The organism is Corynebacterium jeddahense, from assembly GCF_028609865.1.
Lineage (GTDB): Bacteria > Actinomycetota > Actinomycetes > Mycobacteriales > Mycobacteriaceae > Corynebacterium > Corynebacterium jeddahense.
In genome coordinates this window covers 1,249,883-1,273,958 of record NZ_CP063194.1, presented here as the reverse complement: position 1 = coordinate 1,273,958, position 24,076 = coordinate 1,249,883, and the positions used below count along the sequence as shown (strand labels likewise).

Sequence of the window (24,076 nt, the reverse complement as noted above, 5' to 3'; positions counted from 1 at the left end):
ACGCCTGGTTACGCCTGCACGCCGAACGGGATGGTGAAGCGGACGTCGCCCTCGACCATGTCGCGCATGTCCGACAGTCCGTTGCGGAACTGCAGCGTGCGCTCCAGCCCCATGCCGAACGCGAAGCCGGAGTACTCCTCCGGGTCGATGCCCACCGCGCGCAGCACGTTCGGGTTGACCATGCCGCAGCCGCCCCACTCGATCCAGCCGGCTCCGCCCTTCTTGTTCGGGAACCACACGTCCACCTCCGCGGACGGCTCCGTGAACGGGAAGTAGTTCGTGCGCATGCGCGTCTTCGTCTCTGGGCCGAAGAGCACCTTGGCCAGGTGGTCGAGCGTGCCGCGCAGGTGCGCCATCGTCAGGCCCTTGTCCACGGCGAGGCCCTCCACCTGGTGGAAGACCGGGGTGTGCGTCGCGTCGAGCTCGTCGGTGCGGAACACGCGGCCCGGGCAGGCGATGTAGATGGGCACGTCGCGCTCGAGCATCGTGCGCACCTGCACCGGCGAGGTGTGGGTGCGCATCACCTGCTTGGAACCCTCTTCACCGATATAGAAGGTGTCCTGCAAGGTACGAGCCGGGTGGTCGGGGATGAAGTTCAACGCGTCGAAGTTGAAGTACTCGGCCTCCACCTCGGGACCCTCGGCTACTTCCCAGCCCATGCCGATGAAGATGTCGGCGATGTGCTCGCTCAGGGTGGTGATCGGGTGCATGGCTCCCGCGTGACGACGAGCCGTCGGCAACGTCACGTCCACCCTTTCTTCACGCAACTGCTGCTCGCGGTGCTCCACCTCGCGCACCTCGCGCAGCTCGGCGTAGCGCTTCTCCGCGCGGCCGCGCGCCATGTTGACGAAGCGCCCGGCGTCCTTGCGCTGGTCCTTCGGCAGCGTGCCGAGGGCGCGGCGCGCCTGCGGGATCGGCGCCTTCTCCCCCAGGTGCGCGCGGTGCGCCTCCTCCAGTGCGGCAAGGTCGGGCGCCGCCTCGAACGCTGCGATGGCGGCCTCCGCGGCCTGGTTCAAGGCCTCTTCGGTCAGTTCAATCTCGGCCACGTTGTGCCTTTCTTCTCGCGCGGTGAAAACGGTGACAAGCATACCCAGCGGCCCGACCGGCGCCGGCGCAGGGCGGGCTGCGCGCGGCAGCGGGTGCGCGCCTGACGCATTCCGCCAGAATCTGTCAGGCGAGCCGCAAACCCCCAGGTCACTGACAAATCAGGCCGAGTTTACAGGCCAAGCAAACGTGCAGGTACCTACTAGCTTGCCCGGTACGTCCGCGAACGCAATTACCAAAGTGTGCCGGTACCTTCCTTTCTCGTGCATTAGGAAAGGAAGGTCCCATGACCAGATTCTTCGAGGGCCGCGCCCTCCACCGCCCAGACGACGACGTCGAGGACCAGGGCCTCGCCTTCGACCTCGGCACCATCGAAAACCGCCTCTCCCGCCGCAAACTGCTCGGGATGCTCGGCGTCGGCGCCGGCGCGGCGGCCCTCGCCGCGTGCACATCCGGCACCTCAAACGCGAGCTCGACGGCGAGCTCAACTGCGAACAGCACCTCAAGCGGCGCCGCGACAACTACCGCCGCCGCGGCATCCTCCTTCACCGAGATGAAGACCGAAACCGCGGGCCCCTACCCCGGCGACGGCTCAAACGGACCCGACGTGCTGGAGAAGGTCGGTGTGGAACGCAGGGACATCCGCGGGTCCATCGGCGGCGGCGCGACCGCGAGCGGCGTGCCGCTTACCCTGAAGATGAACATTATCGACATGGTGAGCAACAACGCCCCGATGGCGGGCGCGGCCGTGTACGTCTGGCACTGCGACGCCGCCGGCAAGTACTCGATGTACTCCACCGGCCTTGAGGACGAGACGTACCTGCGCGGCGTGCAGGTCACCGGCGACGACGGGTCGGTCGAGTTCACCACCATCGTCCCGGGCTGCTACGAGGGGCGCTGGCCGCACATCCACTTCGAGGTCTTCTCCTCCGTCGACGACATCGCCGAAGCGTCGAAGGCCATCCTCACCTCCCAAATCGCCGTCCCGGAGGAGGTGGATACGGCGGTCTACGCCACTGACAACTACGCGGACTCCGTCTCGCCGTTCTCCCACATCACCCTGGCCAACGACAACGTCTTCTCCGACGGCTGGGACCAGCAGCTGCCGTCCTTCACCGGCGATGTGCAGGCGGGGTATTCGTTCACCATCGACGTGCCCATCGACACCACCACCCCCAACTCCGGCGGCGGCGCGGCCCCGAACCCGGGTGGCGGCCCCGGCGGGCAGGATGGGCCGGGTGGCCCCGGCGGTACGCCCCCGACCGGCATGCCGCAGCCGCCGGCAAGTTACTAGCGCCTACTCCCCCAGCGCTTTCGAGGATTCCCACAGGCAGATCGCCGCGGCGGTGGCGAGGTTCAACGACTCGGCCGACCCCTTGATCGGGATGGTCACCCGCGCGTCGCACGCGGCCTCGACGTCCTCGTCAAGCCCGTGCGCCTCGTTGCCGAACAGCCACGCCGTCGGCCGGTCGAGCAGGTCGCCGGGTGCGGCGAGGGAGGTGTCGCCGTCGATGGCGGTCGCGAGCGTCGATAAGCCTGCTGCCCGAAGCTCCCCGAGCACCCGGCGCACGTCGCGGTCGCGCGCCACCGGGATCTGGAAGAGCGATCCCGCGGTCGAGCGCACCACTTTCGGCGACTCCGGGTCGACCGTGTCGCCGGCGAAGATCACCGCGTCAGCGCCGACCGCGTCCGCAATGCGGATGATCGTGCCCGCGTTGCCGGGGTCGGCGGTCTCCACGCAGACCGCGACCAACTTCGGCCTACCCTTCAGGATGGCGCCGACCGACCACAGCACCGGCTTGCACACCGCGAAGATGCCGGTGTGCGTCACGGTGTCGGCGAGCGCGTCGGCGGCCTTATCCGTGATCGCGTGGGTGTAGACGTCCATGTATCCCGCCGCGCGCACGATCTCCTCGAAGCGCTCGGCGGCGAACTCGGTGACGAAGAGGTCAGTCGCCGCCCCCGTGGCCACCGCGGCTTCCACCGCGTTTTCCCCCTCCGCCAAAAAAGCTTTTGCTTTACGACGCCCCGGTCCACGCTTCAACTTCCCCGCATTCACCACACGGGGGGTTCGCTCTGTAAACGGCTGCCCGAAATCCAACGCCATGCGCGCAACGATACCCGCACGCTTTGGAGACAGTTTGGGTGCTATAAAAACTTGATGGAAATTAGGTCGGCCATGCGGCCAGTGGTGTTCGTGCTCATCGGCTCGCTGGGGATTCAATCCTCCGCAGTCATTTCCTCCACGTTGTTTGCGAAGCACGGAACCGTAGCCGTGTCAACGTTCCGCCTCCTTATCGCAGCAGCCCTGCTCCTCATCGTGTTCCGCCCCTCGCTGCGCAGACTGACTCGGCAAAGGTGGATCAACGCCTGTATCTACGGCACAGCAATGGCTGCGATGAACCAATTCTTCTTTGCGGCGGTGGCGCGCTTACCACTCGGTGTAGCGGTCACGCTAGATTTCCTCGGACCATGTCTGGTGTCGTTTTTTGGACTACGGCGAGGAAAGGACCGAGTCTGGGCTGTGTGCGCTTTTACGGGCGTAGTTCTGATCGCTGGGCCGTCTTCAGGGCTGGACCCGTTAGGTGTCGTGTTTGGATTGCTCGCAGGAGCATTCTTCGCGGCCTACACGGTCTTTGCGGAACGCGTGGGCAAGTCGGAGAGCGGATTGGGCGATCTCGCCATCTCGGTTTCGGTAGCCGCGCTACTGACGTTGCCGCTCACCGCGCCAAAATTGAGCGAGCTGAACGTCCGTGCGTGGCTGGTGCTCACTCTTGCGGCCGTCGTAGGCGTAGTCATTCCCTACATCGCTGACACGCTCGCCGCGCGCTTCTCCTCTGCCCAAGTGGTGGGGACTCTATTCGCCCTCGACCCCGTAGTCGGCTCAGTACTTGGCTGGTGGTGGGCGGGCGACGAGCTTACCGGGCGAATGGTGGTGGGCATCGTACTTGTCACGCTCTCCGGCGCGATTATCACGTGGCGTTCGTCGAAACCTAACCTCGCTGAGGTCGCCCCGTCCCCAGGACGCGAACTCTAGGATGCATATCGGCCGAGTAATGCAGTCCCCAGCGGCTGTTTGGGCCAGTTTTACTCGACGAATCTACACCTAGGAATTCACATGTAGAGAGTTCGCAGCCTCGAGTTCGCATCTACGCCTTGACCGAGTCTGAGGTGCAGCAATACAACAACGCCCCGCCTCCGCCGATGCGGCGGGGACGGGGCGTCGCTAAGCCGGAATGCGCTTAGGCGGCCTTCGGCGCGTTGACGTCCTCCGGAAGGGCGTTCTTTGCAACCTCGCACAGCGCGGAGAACGCGGCGAAGTCGTTGACCGCGAGCTCGGCGAGGATCTTGCGGTCGACCTCGACCTCGGCCAGCTTGAGGCCGTGGATGAGGCGGTTGTAGGTGATGCCGTTCATGCGGGCAGCGGCGTTGATGCGCTGGATCCACAGCTTGCGGAACTCGCCCTTGCGCTTACGACGGTCGTTGTAGGCGTAGGTCTGGGAGTGCAGCCACTGCTCCTTGGCCTTGCGGTACAGGCGGGAGCGCTGGCCGCGGTAGCCCTTCGCGGACTTGAGAATCGCGCGGCGCTTCTTCTTCGCATTGACTGAACGCTTCACACGTGCCATGAGTCAAACTTCCTTTTCTTTGTGGTGGTCGGTTGATTGATCGGGCCGTGCTTAGGCCTTGCCCAGGAGGCGCTTTGCGCGCTTGACGTCCGAGCCGGCAACGTCGGTGGTGCCGGAGAGCTTGCGGCGGCGCTTCGACGAGAGCTTCTCGTTGAGGTGGCGCTTGCCGGCCTGCTCGCGGCGGAGCTTGCCGTTGCCGTTGACCTTGATGCGCTTAGCGGTGCCCTTGTGGGTCTTCTGCTTCATGGTGAAAGCCCTTCAGAGTGTCGATTTCGTGAACTACTTCTTGCCCTTGCGGGCGGGTCCGAAGACCATCGTCATGTTTCGGCCGTCCTGCTTCGGGCGGGACTCGACCACACCGAGATCGCCGATGTCGTCGGCGAGGCGCTCGAGCAGCCGGTAGCCCAGCTCGGGGCGGGACTGCTCGCGGCCGCGGAACATGATGGTGACCTTGACCTTGTTGCCCTTCTCCAGGAAGCGCTCTACATTTGCCTTCTTGGTCTGGTAGTCGTGCTCATCGATCTTGGGGCGGAACTTCTGCTCCTTGACCACGGTCTGCTGCTGGTTCTTGCGGGCCTCCCGGGCCTTCTGATCCTGCTCGTACTTGAACTTGCCGTAGTCCATGATCTTGGCCACGGGCGGCTTCGCGTTCGGGGCAACCTCGACCAGGTCGAGATCCGCCTCGTACGCCAGCTTGCGGGCGTCGTCCGTGCGGACGATGCCGACCTGCTCGCCGGACGGGCCGACGAGACGAACTTCAGGGACGCGGATTCGTTCGTTAATCCGAGCTTCAGCGCTGATGAGAACTCCTAGAGACTTCGAGAAACAATGTGTGCCGCACTCGAGCCCCAACCGAGCTCATCCCACGCGAAACTCCCGCGCACCGTGGTCGGTGGCGGGAGATCGTCCAAAACGCGCCGGTCTTGCGCCGGCGCACTCTTGACCCGTATCCAGCTCGCCGGAGCGAGCGGCTTGGGGTGGGATTCACTCCACTTGCGGCCCCGCACCCGGAAGCGGGCGCGCTGGGCGGTGTAGGTGGCACTGTACACGCACCACAGCGCGGCGACCAAATCGCGCCGCGCTACCCCTTCGCCAGGATGTCCTGCAGGAAGTGGCCGGTGAAGGACGCCTCGACCTTGGCGACGTCTTCCGGCGTACCCTGCGCGACCACCGTGCCGCCGCCGGAGCCACCCTCCGGACCCATGTCGATAATCCAGTCTGCGGACTTGATCACGTCGAGGTTGTGCTCGATGACCAGTACAGTGTTGCCCTTGTCCACCAGCCCGTTGAGCACGAGCATGAGCTTGCGGATGTCCTCGAAGTGCAGGCCCGTCGTCGGCTCGTCGAGGATGTAGATGGTCCGCCCGTTCGAGCGCTTCTGCAGCTCAGAAGCGAGCTTCACGCGCTGCGCCTCGCCGCCGGAAAGGGTGGTCGCGCTCTGCCCGAGGCGGACGTAGCCAAGCCCGACGTCGACAAGCGTCTGCAAATACCGGTGGATCGAGGTGATCGGCTCGAAGAACTCGGCCGCCTCCGAGATCGGCATCTCGAGCACCTCGGCGATGTTCTTGCCCTTGTAGCGCACCTCGAGCGTCTCGCGGTTGTAGCGCGCGCCGTGGCAGACCTCGCAGGGCACGTACACGTCGGGCAGGAAGTTCATCTCGATCTTGATCGTGCCGTCGCCGTGGCACGCCTCACAGCGCCCGCCCTTGACGTTGAAGGAGAAGCGCCCGGCCTTGTACCCGCGCACCTTCGCCTCCTGCGTCTCGGCGAAGAGATTGCGGATCTTGTCAAAGACGCCGGTGTACGTCGCCGGGTTCGACCGCGGGGTGCGCCCGATCGGCGACTGGTCCACCTGCACGAGCTTGTCCAGGTGTTCGAGCCCCTCAACCTTCTTCACCCGGCCTGGCACCTGGCGCGCGCCGTTGAGCTGGTTCTGCAGCGTCTTCGCCAAAATCTGGTTCACAAGCGTCGACTTCCCGGAGCCGGACACGCCCGTCACCGCGACGAGCACGCCGAGCGGGATGTCCACCGACACGTTGTCGAGGTTGTTCTCGCGCGCGCCGACCACTTTGAGCTTGCGTTGCGTATCGACGGGCCTCCGGCGCTCCGGCACCTCAATCTTTTTCCGGCCGGACAGGTAGTCGCCCGTGAGCGAACCCGTCGCCTCGAGGATGCCCGCCGGCTCGCCCTGGTAGACCACCTCGCCGCCGTACTCGCCGGCGCGCGGGCCGATGTCGATGAGCCAGTCCGCTTCGCGGATCGTGTCCTCGTCGTGCTCGACAACGACGAGCGTGTTGCCGAGGTCGCGCAGCTTCTTCAGGGTGGTGATGAGGCGCTGGTTGTCGCGCTGGTGCAGGCCGATCGACGGCTCGTCGAGGACGTAGAGCACGCCCGCCAGCCCGGAGCCGATCTGGGTGGCCAGGCGGATGCGCTGCGCCTCGCCACCGGAGAGCGTGCCCGCTGAGCGCGCGAGCGTGAGGTAGTTCAGGCCGACGTCGAGCAGGAAGTGCAGCCGGGCCTGGATCTCGCGCAGCACGGCGCCGGCGATCATCTCCTCGCGGTAGCCGAGCACGAGGTGGTCCAGGTACTCCGAGGCCTCCTCGATGGACAGCTCCGTCAGCCCCGCGATGGACTTCTCCCCGTGCGTCGTCGACGCGAGGCGCACGGCGAGGATCTCTGGCTTGAGGCGCGTGCCCTCGCACGTCGGGCACGGCACCTCGCGGGTGTAGGCGAGCAGGCGCTCCTTCTGCGTGTCGGACTCCGCCTGTTCCAGCTTGCGTTCGAGGTAGCCGACGATGCCCTCGTAGGCCGCGGTATAGGAGCGCTGGCGCCCGTAGCGGTTCTTGTACTTGACGTTGACCTGCGTCGACGAGCCGTGGATGAGGTGCTTCTGCTGCGTCTTCGTCAGCGAGCTCAGCGGCGCGTGCGCGTCGAAGCCCTCCTCCTTCGCCAGCGCCTCGATGAGTTTGGTGAAGTACTTCTTGTTCGGGCTGGAGTTCCACGGCTGGAACGCGTCCACCGCGGGCGCGTCGGGGTCCGGGATGACAAGGTCGACGTCGATCTCCTTGCGCACGCCCAGACCGTCGCAGGCCGGGCAGGCGCCGAACGGCGAGTTGAAGGAGAACGCGCGCGGCTCGTACTCCTCCAAGCCGAGCTTGTGCCCGTTCGGGCACGCCATCTTCTCGGAGAAGATCTGCACGCGGTCCGGGTCGTCCGCGTCGAGGTCGACGAAGTCGAAGCCGACCAGCCCGTCCGCGAGCTTGAGCGCCGTCTCCACCGAGTCGGTGAGGCGCTGCTTCTGGCTCGCCTTCACGGTCAGGCGGTCCACCACGACGTCGATGTTGTGCTTGACCTGCTTCTCCAGCTTCGGCGGGTCCGTGAGCTGGTACGTCTCCCCGTCCACGTTCACGCGCGAGTAGCCCTGCGCCGCAAGGTCCGCGAAGAGGTCCTGGAACTCGCCCTTGCGCTTGCGCACGATCGGCGCGAGCACCTGGAACTTCGTGCGCTCCTCCATCTCCAGGACGCGGTCGACGATCTGCTGCGGCGTCTGGCGTTCGATGACGGCGTCGCACACCGGGCAGTGCGGGGTGCCGGCGCGGGCGTAGAGCAGGCGCAGGTAGTCATAGATCTCGGTGATCGTACCCACCGTCGAACGCGGGTTGCGGTTCGTCGACTTCTGGTCGATCGACACCGCCGGGCTCAGCCCATCGATGTAGTCCACGTCGGGCTTGTCCATCTGCCCGAGGAACATGCGCGCGTAGGAGGACAGCGATTCAACGTAGCGGCGCTGCCCCTCAGCGAAGATGGTGTCGAAGGCCAGCGAGGACTTGCCCGAGCCGGACAGGCCGGTGAACACCGCCATCTTGTCGCGGGGCAGCTCGATGTCCACGCCCTTGAGGTTGTGCTCGCGGGCGCCGCGCACGGTGAGTTTGTCTGCCACGTCTGTCTCGCCTTTCGTCGTTGCGTACCCCCAAGAAGCTACCAACGCCGGGCGGGCGGCGAGCATTCCTCGCTAGCCTGGGGCGCATGCTCGAACTGCACCACATCTCCGTTTCCAGCATGGACAACAACTGCTACCTCCTCTGCGACGAGGGGCGGGGCTTGCTTATCGACGCCGCCAGCGACCCCGACGCCCTCCTCGCCATGGCGCGCGAGGCCGGCGTGGAGATCGCGGCGGTGCTCACCACGCACCGGCATCACGACCACACGCGCGCGCTCGCGGACGTCCTGGCGGCGACCGGGGCGACGCACTACGCGCCGTTCTTGGACGCCCCCGCGCTGCCCGCCCGCGTCGACGTCGAGTTGACGGAAGGCGACGTCGTCGAGCTCGCGGGCCACCGGTTCCCCGTGACGATTTTGCGTGGCCACACTCCGGGAGGGGCGTGCCTCGTAGCAACGATCGACGGCACCGACAACCTCTTCGTCGGCGACTCGCTCTTCCCCGGCGGCCTGGGCAAGACCCAGTCCGAGGGCGACTTCGTGCGCCTGTTCAACGACGTGAAGAAAAAGGTGTTCGACGTCTTCCCCGACGAGGCGGTCGTGTGGCCGGGCCACGGCAAGCCGACGACCGTCGGCACGGAGCGCCCGCACCTCGACGAGTGGTGGGAGCGTCGCTGGTAGAGCCAATCCTGCGACCGGGCCGCGGCAAAGTGGTTACACTCGGGGGAAGCACATACAGCTACGAAAATGTAAGGATTGGGTAGAGATATGATCCGCAAAATCGCACGCCCGATGCTCGCTTCGGTCTACGTGATCGACGGTGTCGAGACCCTGTTGAACCCGGCAGGCCACAAGGAGAGCGCCGAGAGCGTCCTCAAGAAGGTCCGCGCTATGACGCCGCGCGAGTACCGCAACTTCCTGCCGAAGGACGCGGAGACCGCGGCGCAGATCGTGGGCGCCACGAAGGCCGGCGCCGGCGCTTCCTTCGCCATCGGCAAGGCCCCGCGCCTGTCCGCCTCCCTCCTCGCCGCGACGGCGCTGCCGACCATCCTCGGCCGCCACGCGTTCTGGGAGGCTGAGGACGACGAGGAGAAGGCACGCCGCCGCAACGGCGCGCTGACCGACCTCGGCCTCGCCGGCGGCGTCCTGCTCGCTACCGTCGATACGGCGGGCAAGCCCGACATGAAGTGGCGCGCGCAGAACGCCGCGCAGACCGCGCAGAAGAACATCCAGCAGGCGCTGCCGGGCAAGTCCGAGCGCGAGAAGGCCTTCGACAAGGCCGGCGACTGGTTCTCCGACCAGACCGATCGCGTTACCGATTACATCGACGACAACAAGGGCGACTGGAAGAAGGCCGCCGCGAAGGCGGGCGACACCGCAGGCGACTGGTTCGGCGACGCCAAGAAGCAGGCCTCTCACTTCCTCTCCGACGCGGGCGACTGGCTGGACGACGCCGCCGATAAGGCCGAGGACAAGGTCGACGACCTCAAGCCGTCCAAGGTGCAGCAGTACAAGGCGAAGCGCAAGGTCAACGGCCTGGTCGGCGACCTGCAGGATCAGCTCGACGACCTCAAGCCGTCGAAGTTCGAGCAGTACAAGACGAAGCGCAAGGTGAACAAGGCCACCTCCAAGGCCCAGGGCAAGGCGCAGGACGCGATCAACGACCTGCAGCACGCCTGGGGCAAGCTGGACGCGAACCCGTCCTGGTACACCAAGCTGAAGTGGAAGCGCAAGGCCAAGAAGGCTGAGAAGCGCGCGAAGAAGCTGGTGAAGAAGGCGCAGAAGAAGCTCGGCTAAGGCTCGAGCGGCTACACGGCCCCGCGGCAGGGAATAATCCCCGCCCCGGGGCCGTTTGTTGTGGGGATGCAGGACTCAGAACAGCAGTACGTGGACACGCTCTTCGCCCACCTCGATGCGGAGGTGGCGAAGGCGCAGGCCCGGCTCGACGCCGTGCAGCGCGACGTCGACCCGGACAACCCGGACGCGGACGCGCTCGTGCGCCGCGAGACGGAGTACCACTCGCTGAACGCCAAGCTCGACGCGCTCAACGTCGCGGAGACCGGCCTCGTGTTCGGGCGCATCGACGTCACGGAGGACCACCCGGAAAACCCCGTGCCGGGCCGGCCGGACCTGGAGCGGCGCTACATCGGCCGCATGGGCATCGACGACCGCGAGGACGACTACCGGACCCTGCTGCTCGACTGGCGCGCGCCGCTGGCGCGGCCGTTCTACTTGGCCACGACGGCGCACCCCGAAGGCGTCGAGAAGCGGCGCAACATCCGGATGCGCGGGCGCGCGGTCACCGCCGTCGACGACGAGGTCCTCTCCGGCGACGGCGCGGAAACCTCGGCGGCCGGCGTCGGCTCGGAGGCCGCGCTGCGCCGCGCGATGAACGAGGCGCGCACGGGCCACATGCGCTCGATCGTGGAGACGATCCAGCGCGAACAGGACAAGATCATCCGCGACCCCACGCGCGGGGTCATGGTGGTCCAGGGCGGCCCCGGCACGGGCAAGACCGCGGTGGCGCTGCACCGCATCGCGTACCTCATGTACACGTGGCGCGAGCAGCTCACGCGCACCGGCGTGCTCGTGGTCGGCCCGAACCCGACGTTCCTCGAGTACATCTCGCGCGTGCTGCCGGAGCTCGGCGAGACGGGCGTGGTGCTCGCCACCGTCGGGCAGCTCGTCCCCGGCTTCACCCCCACGGGCGCGGACACGCCGGAGGCCCGCGAGGTGAAGGGTTCCGAGGAGATGGTCACCGTGCTCAAGCGCGCGGTGCAGGCCTACGAAACGGTCCCCGCCGAGGCGGTGCAGCTGCGTTTCGACGGCGTCCCCGTCGCCGCCACCCCGGCCATGGTCAAGGCCGCCCGCACCCGCGCGCGGCGCAGCCACAAGCCGCACAACCAGGCCCGGCCCGTCTTCGCGGAGCACCTCACCCAGCTCCTCGCCGAGGCGCTGGCGCAGCGCATCGGCGCCGACCCGCTCGGCGGGGCGAACCTGCTCTCCGCCGCGGACGTGGACCAGCTGCACGACGACCTCGCGGAGGAGCCCCAGGTGCAGGCGCTCATCGACGCGCACTTCCCCGAGCTCGATCCGGTTGAGGTGCTCGACGCGCTGCTCACCAGCGAGGAGGCGATCGCCGCGGCCGCGCACGACTACGACGATTACACCCGCGCCGCGCTGTACCGCTCCCCCGGCTCGCCGTTCACGGACTCGGACACCGCGCTCGTGGACGAGCTCGCGGTGCTCATTGGCACCATCGATCCGGAGGAGCAGCGCCGCAAGGAGGAGGCGGAGTGGCGCGAGCTCGTCGCCGAGGCCGAGGGCGCGCTTGACGTGCTGTCCTCGTCCGAGTCCACCGACAACGACGACGACCAGTTCGAGGCCGAGATCCTCTCCGCCGCCGACGTCATCGATGCGGAGACGCTGGCGAGCCGGCAGCGGGAAACGGACACCCGCTCCACCGCCCAGCGCGCCCGCGAGGACCAGACGTGGGCGTACGGCCACGTCATCGTCGACGAGGCCCAGGAGCTCTCCCCGATGGAATGGCGCATGGTGTTCCGCCGCTGCCCGTCGCGGTGGATGACGCTTGTGGGCGACACCGCCCAAACCTCGTCGCCGGCGGGGGTCGACGACTGGACCGCGGCACTCGAGCCGTTCGTCGGCGGGCGCTTCCGCCTCCACGAGCTCACGGTGAACTACCGCACGCCGAAGGAGGTCTCGGACTACGCCGCCGACGTGCTCGCCCACATCGATCCGGACGCGACCGTCCCCGAGGCGATCCGCGCGTCCGGCGTGCCTGTGCGCCACGTCCGCGAGCTCACCGAGGTTGAGCGGCGCGACGACGGGCTCACCGCCGTGATCGACGCGGGCAACGTCCGAGACATGAAAGGACTCGAATTTGACCACGTCGTTGTGGTGGAGCCGCACAAAATAATTGAGGCCTCGCCACAGGGGTGGCAAGACCTCTACGTCGCCGTCACCCGCGCCACACAGACGCTGACGGTGGTTGGCGAGTGATTAGTTGACCGTGTGCACGATCATCACGTCGCAGTCCGACTGCCGGGCGACGTCTGCCGGCACCGAGCCGAGCAGGCGGCCGGTGAGCGAGTTGATGCCGCGGTTGCCCACGACGAGCAGGTCGGCGTTGTTGTCGTTGACGATGGCCATGAGGGCCTGCACCGGGGTGCCCGGGCGGGTCGCGGTCTGCACCTCCGGGGCGCCGGCGGCGCGCGCGTGCTCGGCGGCGCCCTCGAGGTTCTCCAGCGCCTTCTGGTCGCCCAGGATGGTCACGGAGTCCTGGCGCAGCGTCTTCGCGGCGTCCTCCTCGTTCTCGTAGTACGCGGTACCGATAACGAGCGTGGAGCCGAACGCGGCGGCCAGCTTCGCGGCGCGCTCGACCGCGAGCAGCGAAGACTTGGAGCCGTCGGAGCCAACGACGATGGTCTTGTACGGGGAATCGGCCATGGTGGGATCACCTTTCAGAACATGAGGTCACAGCAGTACGAAGTGTACTCCCAATCAGTTGTGGCCCTCGGCACGGGTATCCACCAGCATGACGTCCACCGGCGCCTTCTTGGCCACGTTGCCCGGGATGTTGCCGAAGATGCGGCCGGCCATCGAGCGCATCCCCTTGTTGCCCACGACGAGCAGGTCCACGCCGTGCTCATTGACGGACTCGATGAGCACGTTGGCGGGCTGGCCACCCTTGGACACAAGGTTGATCTTGCCGGCCTGTTCTTCCTTCGCGATCGCCTCGGCGCGTTGCAGGATGTCGCTGGCGTTCGTCTCGGTGACGATGTCCACGCGGCTGAGTTCGGCGTTCGTCGAGTTCAGCATCGAGCCGGAGGCCGTGTAGTGGGCGCAGATAATTGTCAGCTCCGCGCCGTAGACGCGGGCCAGGCTGGCGGCGGCGCGCACGGCGACCATGGAGGTGTCCGAGCCGTCGGTGCCAACCGCGATCGAGTTGTAGGTGTACATTGCTTCGGTCCTTTCGCTAATTCCCTGTGTCCTTGATACCACGCAGCTCACGTTTGAGATCGGCAATCTCGTCGCGCAGCCGCCCCGCGAGCTCGAATTTCAGCTCGCCGGCGGCGTCGCGCATCTGAACCGTGAGGTCGTCGATAAGCTGCTGCACCTCGTCGGAGGCCATGTTGGCCACGTCGGGGCGATCCGCGACGGCGGCGTCGGAGGCGAGGCTCGGCGACGCGTCCGGGTCCCCGTCCTCGTAGACCTGGTCGAGGATGTCGGCGATGGCCTTGCGCAGCGGCTGCGGGTCGATGCCGTGCTCCTCGTTGTACGCGATCTGCTTCTCGCGGCGGCGCTCCGTCTCGTCGATGGCCTCCTGCATGGACTCGGTGACCTGGTCGGCGTACATGATCACCTCGCCGGAGACGTTGCGGGCGGCGCGGCCGATGGTCTGGATGAGCGACTTCGTCGAGCGGAGGAAGCCCTCCTTGTCCGCGTCGAGGATTGCCACGAGCGAGACCTCGGGCAGGTCGAGGCCCTCGCGCAGGAGGTTGATGCCCACGAGCACGTCGTACTCGCCGAGGCGCAGCTGGCGCAGCAGCTCCACGCGCTGCAGCGTGTCGATGTCGGAGTGGAGGTAGCGGACCTTGATGCCGTTGTCCAACAGGTAGTCGGTGAGGTCCTCGGCCATGCGCTTGGTCAGGGTGGTCACTAGCACGCGCTCGTTCTTCGCGGTGCGCTGCCGGATCTCGTCGATGAGGTCGTCGATCTGCCCCTTCGTCGGCTTCACCGTCACCTTCGGGTCCACGAGACCGGTCGGGCGGATCACCTGCTCGACGAACTCGCCCTGCGCGGCCTCGAGCTCGAAGTCGCCGGGGGTGGCGGACATGTAGACGGTCTGGCCCACGCGCGCCTCGAACTCGTCGAAGGTGAGCGGGCGATTATCGACGGCCGAAGGCAGGCGGAACCCGAACTCCACGAGGTTGCGCTTGCGGGACATGTCGCCCTCGTACATGCCACCGATCTGCGGGACGGTGACGTGGGACTCGTCGATGATGGTGAGGAAGTCCTCTGGGAAGTAGTCGATGAGCGTCGCCGGCGCGGAGCCGGCGGGGCGGCCGTCCATGTGGCGCGAGTAGTTCTCGATGCCGGAGCAAAAGCCCACCTGCTGGATCATCTCGAGGTCGTATTCCGTGCGCATGCGCAGGCGCTGCGCCTCGAGCAGCTTGCCCTTGCTCTCCAGCTCCTCGAGCCGGTCGGCGAGCTCCTCCTTGATGGCCTCGACGGCCTTCTCCATGCGTTCGTCGGTGGCTACGTAGTGCGTCGCCGGGAAGATGCGCACCTCGTCCTCCTGGCTGATCACGTCCCCGGTGAGCGGGTGGATGTAGTAGAGCGAATCAACCTCATCGCCGAAGAACTCCACGCGGACCGCGACCTCCTCGTAGGCCGGGATGATGTCGACGGTGTCGCCCTTGACGCGGAACGTGCCGCGCTTGAAGTCGATGTCGTTGCGCTCATATTGCACGTCCACGAGCAGGCGGAGGAAGCGGTCGCGCTCGACCTCCTCGCCGACACGCAGCACGATCGAGCGGTCGAGGTAGCTCTGCGGCGTACCCAGGCCGTAGATGCAAGACACCGACGCGACCACGACGACGTCGCGCCGCGAGAGCAGCGCGGAGGTGGCGGAGTGGCGCAGGCGCTCCACGTCGTCGTTGATGGAGGAGTCCTTCTCGATGTACGTGTCCGTCTGCGCGATGTACGCCTCGGGTTGGTAGTAGTCGTAGTAGGAGACGAAGTACTCGACGGCGTTGTTCGGCAACAGCTGGCGCAGCTCGTTGGCGAGCTGGGCCGCGAGCGTCTTGTTCGGCGCGAGCACGAGCGTGGGCCGCTGCTGCTTTTCAATCAGCCACGCTGCGGTAGCGGACTTACCGGTACCGGTTGCGCCCATGAGCACGACGTCGCGCTCGCCGCGGCGCAGCCGCTCGTCGAGCTCCTTGATCGCGTGTGGCTGGTCGCCCGAGGGCTGGTACTCGGAGACGACCTCGAAGGGCTTTTCCCGCCGCTCGATCTCGCCGACGGGGCGGAACTCGGACTGGGCGAGGACGGGGTGTTCAGCAGCAAACGCCATGCGTTTCAGTCTATCTGCGCGGGCAAATCGGGCCTTTGCTTATCGACGATCTTTCGTTAGGTGACGAAAACCTTGGAGTAGCGTGGACTCTATGTTCGATTTCCTGCAGAGCATCATGAGTCCGGCCTCCGTCCTCTTCGTCGTGGCGATGATGTTCTCGACGGGGCTGTCGCTAAAAGTCGGCGATTTGAAGGAGACTATCTCCGACTGGCGCTACTTCGCCCGGCTGCTCATCGTGAACTTCCTCGCGGTGCCGGGCATCATGCTGGTGTTCATCAGCCTGTTTAACATCGAGCAGCCGTATTCGACGGGCATGCTTATCCACGCCTGCGTGGCCGGCGCGCCGCTGATCATGGCGCTGACCCAGCTGAGCAAGAACTCCATCGCGCTGGGCGCGACCGTACAGATGGTGCTCATGGTGGCAACGGTGATTATCATGCCGCTGCTTCTGCCCGCGCTCATCGGCATCAACGACTTTTCGGTCTGGCCGCTGATCCGCTCGCTGCTGCTGCAGATGGTGCTGCCGATGGTCATCGGCATGGTGCTGTTGTACTTCTCCCCCGATATGACCGCGAAGATCCGGCCGGTGGTCTCCAAGACCGCCAACATCATCATGCTGATCTTCCTGGTGCTCTCCGTCATCGCGTTCGCGCCGTACTTCACCGACGGCCACCTGTGGAAGGCGGTGCTGCTCGGCATGCTCGCGCTGACCGTTGCGTTCTACGTCGGCTTCGGCACCGGCTTGGACGGCGGCGGCCCGAAGTCCCAGCTGGGCGCGCTCGGTTCGGCGCAGCGCAACACCGCCGCCGGCGTGATCACCGCGTTCGCGTTCGATGACGCGCTGGTGTTTATCACGTTCGTGTTCATCAACAGCTTCATGATGTTCGTGCTCATGGGCTTTGCCAAGCGCTTCGGCGCGGGCAAGGAGATGCCACTGTTGACCTCTCGCTCGTAGCCGCGCGCACCTGCACAACCTGACATAATCTCACCCACTTGTGGGTGACACGCGTGATAATGGTCGGCATGATTTCCACGATTGTGCCGGATGGCTTTGAAGTAAAAGAACACACCATCGAGGTCCCGTGGGACCGCAGTGATCCCTCACTGGGCAACCTTGAGCTGTTCGCTCGGGAAATTTACGCAGACCCGTCTGCCCCGCCGCTCGCCTACTTCCAGGGTGGCCCCGGCAACCCCGGCCCGCGCTCCATGATGCCGTGGATCCCGGAGGCGCTGAAGCACTACCGCATCTTTCTTATCGACGAGCGCGGCACCGGCCGCTCCACCCCGATCGACAAATCGCGCCCGGAGCTGATCGACGTCGCTCACCTGTCGCGCCTGCGCCCACCGGACATCGCGGCGGATGCGGAGGAGCTGCGCAAGCACCTCGGGTTTGAAAAGTGGGATCTGCTGGGCAACTCGTTCGGAGGCATCTGCATCGGCTCGTACATGTCCTACTACCCGGAGGGCATCGGCCGAGCTATGCTGACGGGCTCCATCCCACCGTTCGGTATTTCGGCCGACTTTTACAACGACAAGATCCTCGACCTGCTCGAGCGCCGCGTAAAGAAGATTTACGAAAAGGCCCCCTGGATCGAGGATCGCATCCGCGAGGTCAGCGAGTACTTAAACCACAACGAGGAGTTCCTGCCCACCGGCGAGCGCCTGACCTCCCAGCGGTTCCGCTTCGTGGGCGTCATGCTCGGCGAAGAACACGGTTGGGAGAAGCTGGCGATCCTGCTCGAGGAGCCGTTCCACCGCGAAGGCGGCAGGAAGCACCTGCGCCCAGACTTTTTGGCCACCGTCGGCATGACCGTCAGCACCGAGACGAACCCAATGTGGCCGGTCGTCCACGAGCAGATCTTCGGTGGGTTTACCGAGGGCTCTGTGGACTGGTCCTGCGAGCGCGTCTACAACCAGCGCGAGGGCTTCGAGCTGGACGCGGATCCGGGTGGCAAGACGTTCTACCCGTTCGGCAACGCGTTTTTCCGCTTCCATTTCGACGAGGACCCTGCGCAACAGCCGTTCCGCGATGTGGTGCACGAAATTTTCCAGAAGACCGACTGGCAGGCTGTTGCGAACCAAGAGCAGCTGCTGCAAAACGAGGTTCCGGCTGCGGTGTTGCTCTACGAGGACGACATGTTCATCCCGTTCGAATTCGCAAGCAGCATCGTGGAGAAGATCCCGAACATGAACCTGGTCACGCACCCCGAGTACCAGCACGACGCGATCTACCGCCACGGTGACGTGTTCAACCGCGTCTTCGAAGCACTCCCCCAATAGGGGAAAATTGCGATAGTTTGACTACAAATCAGTCAAACTGTTGCGATCGTTCACAGCTGACCATACGGTTTACGTATGGTTTCGTCCCAACCCCATTTCACCGCGCGCGCCGCAATCCAGGCCGCGGGCTTGAAGCACCGCGACGTGGCGGCGGCACTCGGCATCGACGCGAGCAAGCTGTCCAAGTCGCTGTCTGGGGTGCGCAAGTTCAACCCCGAGGAGCTGCGCCGTCTCGCCGAGATCACCGGCGTGGACGCGGAGTGCCTGCAATCCCCGCCGACCTACCCGGGCTCCGACGAGCAGGCGCACCCCAACCCCCGCACCAGCGGGGAGGAGCACGCCCGCCGCAAGCGCCACATCGTTGACGCCGCCTGGCCACTATTTACGGCCCGCGGATACCACGCCGTCACCGTCGCGGACATCGCCGCCGCGGCGGGCATGTCTACTTCGGCGGTGCACTACTACTTCCCGGCCAAGAACGACGTGTTTATCGAAACGCTCGGCGTGTGCGTGCAGCGGGCTGCTCTGCGACGAGCGTTCGTTCACGACATCGCTGACCCGGCCGAACGCCTGCTCCGCTTCGCCGAAGTGCAGCTCGACGGCTCCCCGGAATCCATGCGCGAGTGGACCACCTGGGCGCAGTTCTGGGCCTCCGCACTCGCGTTTTCCGACGCACAGCAGGCCACCGCGGCCGCCTACGCCCAGTGGCAGCAGGGGCTTCGCGACATCGTCGAGGACGGCATCGCCGCAGGCCGGTTCTACCAGGGCAACCCGGAGGACATGGTCAACGCGGTCACCGCGATGCTCGACGGGTTTGGCGTACGCATGCTTTCTGGCGTGCTCACCGCCCAGCAAGCCCGCGACGCCGTCACCGCCTACCTGCGAACCTGGCTGCTTCCACAGGAGCAGCCCGCGGCGGCTTATTAGGAAAGGGACAGCTCAACATGCTTCAACTCACCAGACGCCAACTGTTGCAGGCCACCGCGCTTGGCGGTGCAGCCTTCGCGTTGACCTCGTGCTCGGGCGAAGCCCCGGTCGAGCAGGTCGACACCTCCGGCCCGCCGCGTTCCGGCGGCACCCTGCGCGTGGGACTCGTCGGCGGGTCCGCTACCGACACGATCGACGCGCACATCCCCGCCAGCCAGTCCGACGGCGCGCGCCTGATCAACATGTACGACGCGCTCGCCCGCCGCGACGAGAACTACGAGCTGCAGTACCGCCTGGCCACGGCCATCGAGCCGAACGACTCCGCCGACGAGTGGACCATCACCCTGCGCGAGGGCGCGCTGTTTTCCGACGGCTCGCCTGTGCGCCCCGAGGACGTCATCTTCTCGCTCAACCGCATCAAGGACCCGGACGATCCGAAGTCCGGTGCGGCCTCGATTAACCACATCGCGTCGATGGAAGTCGTCGATAAGCAAAGGCTCAAAATCTTCCTTTCCACCCCCGATGCGACGCTCGTCGACTCGCTCGCCGAGTACCAGATAGGCATCGTGCCGGAGGGCTACGACCCCAAAAACCCGATCGGCGCGGGCCCGTTCAAGCTGGAGTACTTCTCCCCCGGCCAATCCACCGTGCTGGTACGCAACGACAACTTCTGGGGTGGCGCGCCCTACCTTGAGCGCCTCGAGCTCATCGACTTCCAGGAGGAGGACGCGATGCTCAACGCGCTTTTGTCCTCCCAGGTGGATGCGATCGGTAGCCTGAACCACTCGCTGGCGCGCGTCATCGAATCCGATCCACGACTGAACATCCTCGACTCCGAGACCGGCATGTGGCTGCCGCTGACCATGCGCGTCGACGTCGAACCCTTCGACGACGTGCGCGTGCGCCAGGCGATGCGGCTTGCGGCCAACCGCCAGCAGCTGGTGGATCAGGTCTACTCGGGCGAAGGGCAGATCGGCAACGACATGTTCGCCATCTACGACCCCACCTACCCGCACGACTTCCCGCAGCGCGAGCAGAACATCGAGGAAGCCAAGCGATTGCTCGCGGAGGCGGGCTATCCCGACGGTATCGACGTCACGCTCGCCGCCGCCGAGATCCAGACCGGCGCGATCCGCTCCGCGCAGGTGTTCGCCGAGCAGGCACGCCCCGCCGGCATCCGGGTCAAGATCGAACAGGTCGACTCCTCGACGTTCTTCGCCGACGGCAACTACCTCGAGTACCCGTTCGCGCTGACCTTCTACTACACGCGCAACTTCTTGCAGCAGGTCAACCAGTGTGCCACCGCGGACTCCCCGTTCAACGAGACGCACTGGGACGACCCGGAGTTCACCGCCAAGGCGAACGAGGCCCGCACGATCGTCGACGAGCAACAGCGCGGCCAGATGATCCGCGAGCTGCAGCGCGAGCTATACGACGAAGGCGGCTACATCGTCTGGGGCTTTGCCAACCAGATTGACGCGTACCACAACTACGTGGTCGGCCTGGGCCCCCACCCTGGCGGCATGCCGCTAGGCCAAGCCATGTTCGAAAAAGTTTGGATTGCGGAGGTTTAACCAACGATGGGAAAGTTCATTCTTCGCAGACTCGCGGTGAGCATCTTCATCCTCTTCGCCGTGTCCATCATCATTTTCTGCGCCACGCTCCTGCTGCCCGGCTCTCCCGCCGAGGCGATCCTGGGCCAGCAGGCCACCCCGGAGCGCATCGCGGCGCTCGAGGCCGAGATGAACCTGGACAAGCCGCCGGTGGAGCGCTACTTCCTCTGGCTCGGCGGCGTGTTCGCCGGCGACTTCGGCACCTCCACATCCACCGGCGGGCCGGTCTCTGACCTCTTGGGCGAGCCGCTGGTCAACTCGCTGGTGCTCATGGCGCTCGCCGCGCTGTTCTCCATCCCGCTGGGCATCTTCGTGGGTATCTACTCCGCCTGGTGGCGCGGCTACAAGCGCGACACCACGATCACGTGGATCACGCTGATCTTGGCGGCGATGCCGGAATTCGTCATCGGTATTGCGCTGATCACCCTGTTCGCCACCTCGGTCTTCCAGGTGCTGCCGGCGGTGACGATGAACCCGCCGGGCAGCCACGTGTGGGAGTACCCCTCCCAGCTCGTGCTGCCCACGTTGACGCTCACGCTGGTGGTCAGCCCGTACATCGCGCGCATGACGCGCGCGACGATGATCGAAACGCTCGACTCCGGCTACGTCGAGATGGCGCGGCTGAAGGGTGTGCCGGAGCGCCGCGTGATCTTCGGCCACGCGCTGCCGCACGCTGTTGGCCCGATCGCGCAGGTGGTGGCGATCCAGCTGGCGTGGCTCGCCGGCGGCATCGTGGTCGTCGAGTACCTTTTCCGCTACCCCGGCCTCGGCGTGGCTTTAATCGACGCGGTGAACTACCGCGACGTCCAAGTCGTCCAGGCCGTCTCCCTGCTTATCGCCGCGGTCTACGTGGTGGTGAATCTCCTCGCCGACATCATCGGCATCCTGGCCAACCCGAAGTTAAGGAGCAACTCATGACTACTCCTGAAAACACCCAGCAAGCCAGAGACGAGCTCAAGGCGTCCGCCTCCAAACCGGCCCCGATCATGAGCCGCATCTGGGCGCAGCCGGAGGGCAAGGTCGGCATGATCATCACCGGCGTGATCCTGCTGCTCACCCTGGTTGGCTACTTCTTCGCCGAACCGCTGACCGGCTACTCCACCACCGAGTTCATCGGCCTGCCGTTTAGCGATACCGGCCCGTTCGGCACCGACAACCTGGGCCGTTCCGTGCTCTCCCGCTTCGTCGCCGGCGGCCTGGTCCTGCTCGTCACGGCGTTTCTGGCCACGCTGCTCGGCATGATCGTCGGCACGATCATCGGCATGATCGCCGGCTACGCGGGCGGGGCGACCGACTCGGTGCTCATGCGCTTAAACGACGTCATCCTCGCGTTCCCGCAGCTTATCTTCGCTATGCTGGCCATCGTGATCTTCGGCCCGTCCGCGACGGTGCTCGTGCTGGTCATTGGGCTTACCCACGCGCCGCGCATCGCACGTGTCGCCCGCGCAGCCACGCTGGACGTGACCAACGAGGATTACATCCGCGCCGCCCAGATGTACTCCGTGCCGCACTGGAAGATCCTGGTCCAGGAGATCCTGCCGAACATCACCGGCCCGCTCGCCGTCGAGGCCGGCCTGCGCCTGACGTACTCGATCGGCTCCATCGCTTCGCTGTCGTTCTTGGGCTTGGGCATCCAGCCGCCGACCGCGGACTGGGGCTTGATGATCAATGAGAACCGCATCGCCCTGTCCATCCAGCCGTGGGGCGTGCTGCTGCCGGTTATCGCGATCGCGTTTTTGACCATCGGCACCAACCTGCTCGCCGACGCCACCGCGCGCGCCACCGCGACCACCGCAATGCCGGTCAAGCGCACCGGCGGCGTTGTCGGTGAGCAGAAGCCGAAGACCGAACCCATCCGCCACGACGCACCGGTGAAGGAGACCCGCTGATGACCACCGCTTACCGCCCCGGCGCAACCCTTAATCCCGGCGGGCAAGATACACCCCGCGAGACCGTGCTCGAGGTGCGCAACCTGCGCCTGGGCACCCTCGACGGCACGGAGATCCTCCACGGCATCGATTTCGACCTGCACCGCGGCGAGATTGTCGGCCTGGTCGGCGAGTCCGGCTCCGGCAAGACCACCGCGGGCCTGGCCGCAATGGGGCACTTCCGCCCGGGACTTTCGCTTTACGACGGCTCCGTGACCCTCCACACCCACGACGGCGAGACCATCGACGTGCTCGGGCTTGACGAGGACGGCCTGCGCTCCCTGCGCGGGGCGCGTGTGGCCTACGTCCCGCAGGACCCGGCGCTCAGTTTGAACCCCACGATGCGCATCGGAGCCCAGATCCACGAGGTGCTGGGCATCCACGGCTTCGACGGCGACGCCACCGAGCGCGTCCGCGAGGTCATGCGCGACGTCGACCTGCCGGATACCGACGAGTACCTCGCGCGCTGGCCGCACCAGCTTTCGGGCGGCCAGCAGCAGCGCGTCGGCATCGCCATGGCGTTTGCGATGTACCCGGATGTGCTGGTCCTGGATGAGCCGACCACTGGCCTGGACGTGTCCACGCAGGCGCACGTGCTGGAAACGGTGCGTTCGATGACCGAGCGCAACGACGTGGCCTCGCTTTACATCACGCACGACCTGGCGGTCGTCGCAGAACTTGCCGACCGCGTCGTGGTGATGCTGCGCGGCGACATCGTCGAGGAAGGCCCCGTGGAAACCGTCCTCTACGAGGCGGAGCACCCCTACACCAAGAAGCTCCTGGCCTCGATCCCGGACCTGCAGGGCAGAAAGGACATAACCGGGCACGGCCGCCCGCAGCCGTTCGGCGGCGAAACCTTGGAGTCCGCCCCGCTTTTGGACGTGCGCAACCTGGAGATGGCTTACGGGGACAACAAGGTGCTCCACGGCATCAACCTGTCTCTAGATGAAGGCGAGTCGATCCTGCTGCTCGGCGAGTCCGGCTCCGGCAAGACCACGCTCGCCCGCTCGATTGCGGGGCTGAACCCGGATTACACCGGCGAGGTCGCCTTGCGCGGCGAGGTACTCGAGCACGGCAGCCGTCAGCGCACCGTGGAACAGCGCCAGGACATCCAGTACATCTTCCAGTCCCCGTTCTCGTCGTTGAACCCGCGGCGCACCATCGGCGAGTCCCTGTCGGTGCCGCTGCAGATGTCGGGCAAGCTGTCGCGCTCCGAGCAGCGCGCCGCAATCGAGGAAGTCTTGGAGGCGGTGCAGCTCGACCGCAGCTTCTACGATCGCCGCCCGGGCGATCTCTCCGGCGGCGAGCGCCAGCGCGCCGCGATCGGCCGCGCGCTGGTCAACGCGCCGAGCGTGCTGGTGTGCGACGAGATCACCTCGGCGCTGGACGTCTCAGTGCAGGCCTCCATCTTGAGCCTGTTGGCGGAGCTGCGCCAGGAGCGCGGGCTGTCGATGCTCTTTGTCACCCACAACATCGCGCTGGCCCGCCACACCGCCACGCGCGTCGCGGTGCTGAACAAGGGCGCGATTGTTGACGAGGGCCCAACAGACGAGGTCTTGGAAAACCCGCAGCACGAGTACACCCGCGAGCTGTTGGCCAACATTCCCGAACTATAAGGCCTGC

General features: G+C 66.1%; 21 protein-coding genes. 12 read left to right on the top strand and 9 right to left on the bottom strand.

Annotated elements, in window-relative coordinates:
• Positions 1 to 8 precede the first annotated feature (8 nt).
• Positions 9 to 1,088 (bottom strand): phenylalanine--tRNA ligase subunit alpha, encoded by a 1,080-nt coding sequence (pheS, locus tag CJEDD_RS06235; RefSeq protein WP_074432571.1) that lies wholly within the window; start codon positions 1,086 to 1,088, stop codon positions 9 to 11.
• 242 nt (positions 1,089 to 1,330) lie between these two features.
• Between pheS and CJEDD_RS06230 the strand changes: the two genes are divergently transcribed.
• Positions 1,331 to 2,338: a dioxygenase family protein gene (locus tag CJEDD_RS06230; RefSeq protein WP_042410268.1), complete on the top strand. Its 1,008-nt coding sequence runs from the start codon at positions 1,331 to 1,333 to the stop codon at positions 2,336 to 2,338.
• A 3-nt stretch (positions 2,339 to 2,341) separates the two neighbouring features.
• Here CJEDD_RS06230 and CJEDD_RS06225 read toward each other — a convergent pair whose 3' ends face one another.
• Entirely contained in the window at positions 2,342 to 3,151 is an 810-nt protein-coding gene (locus tag CJEDD_RS06225; protein WP_042410271.1) for a TrmH family RNA methyltransferase, read from the bottom strand.
• An 84-nt stretch (positions 3,152 to 3,235) separates the two neighbouring features.
• Here CJEDD_RS06225 and CJEDD_RS06220 point away from each other — a divergent pair, with 84 nt between their 5' ends.
• Positions 3,236 to 4,081: an EamA family transporter gene (locus CJEDD_RS06220; RefSeq protein WP_232297782.1), complete on the top strand. Its 846-nt coding sequence runs from the start codon at positions 3,236 to 3,238 to the stop codon at positions 4,079 to 4,081.
• Between the two features lie 205 nt (positions 4,082 to 4,286).
• On the opposite strand, the gene rplT is transcribed toward CJEDD_RS06220, so the two are convergent.
• From rplT to uvrA, 4 genes are all read right to left on the bottom strand, one after another.
• Positions 4,287 to 4,670: a 50S ribosomal protein L20 gene (gene rplT, locus CJEDD_RS06215; protein ID WP_273657689.1), complete on the bottom strand. Its 384-nt coding sequence runs from the start codon at positions 4,668 to 4,670 to the stop codon at positions 4,287 to 4,289.
• Between the two features lie 51 nt (positions 4,671 to 4,721).
• Positions 4,722 to 4,916, bottom strand: coding sequence for a 50S ribosomal protein L35 (gene rpmI / locus CJEDD_RS06210; protein ID WP_042404678.1), 195 nt, complete (start codon positions 4,914 to 4,916; stop codon positions 4,722 to 4,724).
• A gap of 33 nt (positions 4,917 to 4,949) precedes the next feature.
• Complete coding sequence (gene infC / locus CJEDD_RS06205; protein ID WP_081764441.1) at positions 4,950 to 5,522, bottom strand: translation initiation factor IF-3; 573 nt, start codon at positions 5,520 to 5,522, stop codon at positions 4,950 to 4,952.
• A 229-nt stretch (positions 5,523 to 5,751) separates the two neighbouring features.
• Positions 5,752 to 8,610, bottom strand: a complete 2,859-nt coding sequence (gene uvrA, locus CJEDD_RS06200; protein WP_042404681.1) for an excinuclease ABC subunit UvrA — start codon at positions 8,608 to 8,610, stop codon at positions 5,752 to 5,754.
• A gap of 86 nt (positions 8,611 to 8,696) precedes the next feature.
• On the opposite strand from uvrA, the gene CJEDD_RS06195 reads away from it, so the two are divergent.
• The 3 genes from CJEDD_RS06195 to CJEDD_RS06185 all read left to right on the top strand — a co-directional run bounded on the left by CJEDD_RS06195 (position 8,697) and on the right by CJEDD_RS06185 (position 12,629).
• On the top strand, positions 8,697 to 9,290 hold the full coding sequence (locus CJEDD_RS06195; protein ID WP_042404683.1) for an MBL fold metallo-hydrolase: 594 nt from the start codon (positions 8,697 to 8,699) through the stop codon (positions 9,288 to 9,290).
• Between the two features lie 87 nt (positions 9,291 to 9,377).
• A complete protein-coding gene (locus CJEDD_RS06190) occupies positions 9,378 to 10,406 on the top strand; it encodes a DoxX family protein (protein WP_042404685.1) in 1,029 nt (342 codons plus the stop codon).
• Between the two features lie 66 nt (positions 10,407 to 10,472).
• Entirely contained in the window at positions 10,473 to 12,629 is a 2,157-nt protein-coding gene (locus CJEDD_RS06185) for a HelD family protein (RefSeq protein WP_042404687.1), read from the top strand.
• Here CJEDD_RS06185 and CJEDD_RS06180 read toward each other — a convergent pair whose 3' ends face one another.
• The 3 genes from CJEDD_RS06180 to uvrB are packed head-to-tail and all read right to left on the bottom strand — an operon-like array spanning position 12,630 to position 15,705.
• Positions 12,630 to 13,076: a universal stress protein gene (locus tag CJEDD_RS06180; protein ID WP_042404689.1), complete on the bottom strand. Its 447-nt coding sequence runs from the start codon at positions 13,074 to 13,076 to the stop codon at positions 12,630 to 12,632.
• A 54-nt stretch (positions 13,077 to 13,130) separates the two neighbouring features.
• On the bottom strand, positions 13,131 to 13,589 hold the full coding sequence (locus tag CJEDD_RS06175; protein ID WP_042404690.1) for a universal stress protein: 459 nt from the start codon (positions 13,587 to 13,589) through the stop codon (positions 13,131 to 13,133).
• A gap of 16 nt (positions 13,590 to 13,605) precedes the next feature.
• Complete coding sequence (uvrB, locus tag CJEDD_RS06170; RefSeq protein WP_042404693.1) at positions 13,606 to 15,705, bottom strand: excinuclease ABC subunit UvrB; 2,100 nt, start codon at positions 15,703 to 15,705, stop codon at positions 13,606 to 13,608.
• 91 nt (positions 15,706 to 15,796) lie between these two features.
• Here uvrB and CJEDD_RS06165 point away from each other — a divergent pair, with 91 nt between their 5' ends.
• From CJEDD_RS06165 to CJEDD_RS06135, 7 genes are all read left to right on the top strand, one after another.
• On the top strand, positions 15,797 to 16,660 hold the full coding sequence (locus CJEDD_RS06165; protein WP_052333684.1) for a bile acid:sodium symporter family protein: 864 nt from the start codon (positions 15,797 to 15,799) through the stop codon (positions 16,658 to 16,660).
• A gap of 68 nt (positions 16,661 to 16,728) precedes the next feature.
• Positions 16,729 to 17,985 (top strand): alpha/beta fold hydrolase, encoded by a 1,257-nt coding sequence (locus tag CJEDD_RS06160; RefSeq protein ID WP_042404737.1) that lies wholly within the window; start codon positions 16,729 to 16,731, stop codon positions 17,983 to 17,985.
• Positions 17,986 to 18,060: 75 nt separating this feature from the next.
• On the top strand, positions 18,061 to 18,912 hold the full coding sequence (locus tag CJEDD_RS06155) for a TetR family transcriptional regulator C-terminal domain-containing protein (RefSeq protein WP_052333685.1): 852 nt from the start codon (positions 18,061 to 18,063) through the stop codon (positions 18,910 to 18,912).
• A gap of 17 nt (positions 18,913 to 18,929) precedes the next feature.
• Positions 18,930 to 20,486, top strand: a complete 1,557-nt coding sequence (locus tag CJEDD_RS06150; protein WP_042404695.1) for an ABC transporter substrate-binding protein — start codon at positions 18,930 to 18,932, stop codon at positions 20,484 to 20,486.
• Between the two features lie 36 nt (positions 20,487 to 20,522).
• Positions 20,523 to 21,443, top strand: a complete 921-nt coding sequence (locus CJEDD_RS06145) for an ABC transporter permease (RefSeq protein WP_273657684.1) — start codon at positions 20,523 to 20,525, stop codon at positions 21,441 to 21,443.
• Positions 21,440 to 22,414 (top strand): ABC transporter permease, encoded by a 975-nt coding sequence (locus CJEDD_RS06140; protein WP_074432455.1) that lies wholly within the window; start codon positions 21,440 to 21,442, stop codon positions 22,412 to 22,414. The genes CJEDD_RS06145 and CJEDD_RS06140 overlap by 4 nt, the downstream gene beginning before the upstream one ends.
• Positions 22,414 to 24,069: an ABC transporter ATP-binding protein gene (locus tag CJEDD_RS06135; RefSeq protein ID WP_081764443.1), complete on the top strand. Its 1,656-nt coding sequence runs from the start codon at positions 22,414 to 22,416 to the stop codon at positions 24,067 to 24,069. Before CJEDD_RS06140 ends, CJEDD_RS06135 begins: the two co-directional genes overlap by 1 nt.
• Positions 24,070 to 24,076: the final 7 nt, after the last annotated feature.